This window comes from Candidatus Glassbacteria bacterium (genome assembly GCA_019456185.1).
Taxonomy (GTDB): domain Bacteria; phylum Gemmatimonadota; class Glassbacteria; order GWA2-58-10; family GWA2-58-10; genus JAJRTS01.
In genome coordinates this window covers 32,073-33,547 of the sequence record VRUH01000044.1, presented here as the reverse complement: position 1 = coordinate 33,547, position 1,475 = coordinate 32,073, and the positions used below count along the sequence as shown (strand labels likewise).

Here is a 1,475-nt window from a genome sequence, read left to right as displayed (position 1 = left end):
GGACCAGCGGCTACACGGGCCTGGAACTGGTCAGGATCCTGCTGGGCCACCCGGAAGTGGAAATCGCTTTCGCCACCAGCGAGACTTACGCCGGTAAGACGCTCGGCGACGTTTTCCCCTGCGGAATCGAGCTGAAACTGATCCCGGCCGCGGACGCCGACCCCTCGGATGTGGACGCGGTTTTTACCTGCCTGCCGCACACCACGGCGATGGAGACTGTCGGACAGGTCTACCGCCGGGGATTGAAAGTGATCGACCTCAGCGCGGATTTCCGCTTCCGCGACCCGGCCGACTACCGTCAGTGGTACGACACTGACCACCTTGTTCCCGAGCTGCTCTGCGAGAGCGCCTACGGCCTGCCGGAGCTGTTCCGCGGGGAGATAGTCAAGGCGGGGATTGTCGGTAACCCGGGCTGCTATCCCACCACCGTGCTGCTGGCCGTGGGGCCGCTGGCGGCCGAGGGCTGGCTGGCCGAAGCCGCGACAGTGATCGTCGACTCCAAGAGCGGGGTGACAGGCGCGGGCCGCAAGGCGAGTCTGGCCACCCATTACGTGGAGGTCAACGAAGAGATTTTGCCCTATAATCTCGGCCGCACCCATCGTCACGTGGGCGAGATGGAAACGGTCCTGGGGTCGCTGGCCGGCCGCGAGGTGAAAGTGGCGTTCACGCCCCAGCTCGCTCCGTTCAACCGGGGAATCCTCTCGACAATCTACCTGTCGGGCACGGGACGGAGCGCAGCGGAGGTGGCGGAGCTGCTGGATGGTTATTATGCCGAGGAACCGTTTGTCAGCGTGCTGGGCGGAGGACGGGCCGCGCAGCTCGGATACGTGCGGTACAACAACCGTTGCGTGCTCGGTGTACACGAGGTGGCCGGCACGGAACTGGTGCTGATAACAGCCGCGATAGACAACCTGGTCAAGGGGGCCGCCGGGGCGGCGGTGCAGAATTTCAACCTGGTGTTCGGCATCGGAGAGACAGCCGGTCTGGACGCCGGCAGCGGGAGGATTTAACAATGCCTGAGCGGCGCAAAACAGTGCTCAAGGTCGGTGGCGGCGAAGTGGACAGCCCCAAGTTCCTCAAACATCTGGCCGGCCTGGTCGGCGGGATGCGGCCCCGGCCGGTGATTGTCCATGGAGGAGGTAAGGATATCACCCGGCTGCTGGATATCATGGGCGTGAAATCCGAGTTCCACGGCGGCCTGCGCATTACCGGCGACACCGCGATCGAGGCGGTGGAGATGGCGCTCAGCGGGCTGGTCAACAAACGGATTGTCGGTGTGCTGGAAACCTACGGCGTACGTTCGGTGGGCCTCTCGGGACGGGACATGAGCCTGGTGCGGGCGGTCAAGCTGGAGGCCGGGGGGGTCGACCTGGGCCACGTGGGCGAGGCGACGATGATCAACAAGGGCGCTATCGACAACCTGGTGGCCAACGGCTGGGTCCCGGTAATCAGCCCGGTGAGCCAGGACAAGGAAG

1 protein-coding gene and 1 pseudogene (1 of these 2 only partly in view) are annotated in these 1,475 nt (G+C 64.8%); both read left to right on the top strand.

The genetic code is table 11. The features are described 5' to 3' along the window. A partial coding sequence (locus FVQ81_13885; protein ID MBW7997638.1) for an N-acetyl-gamma-glutamyl-phosphate reductase occupies positions 1-1,010 on the top strand: 1,010 nt, incomplete at its 5' end. Positions 1,011-1,012: 2 nt separating this feature from the next. Continuing rightward, positions 1,013-1,475 (top strand): annotated as a pseudogene (locus tag FVQ81_13880) (hypothetical protein); it runs 89 nt beyond the window's last position.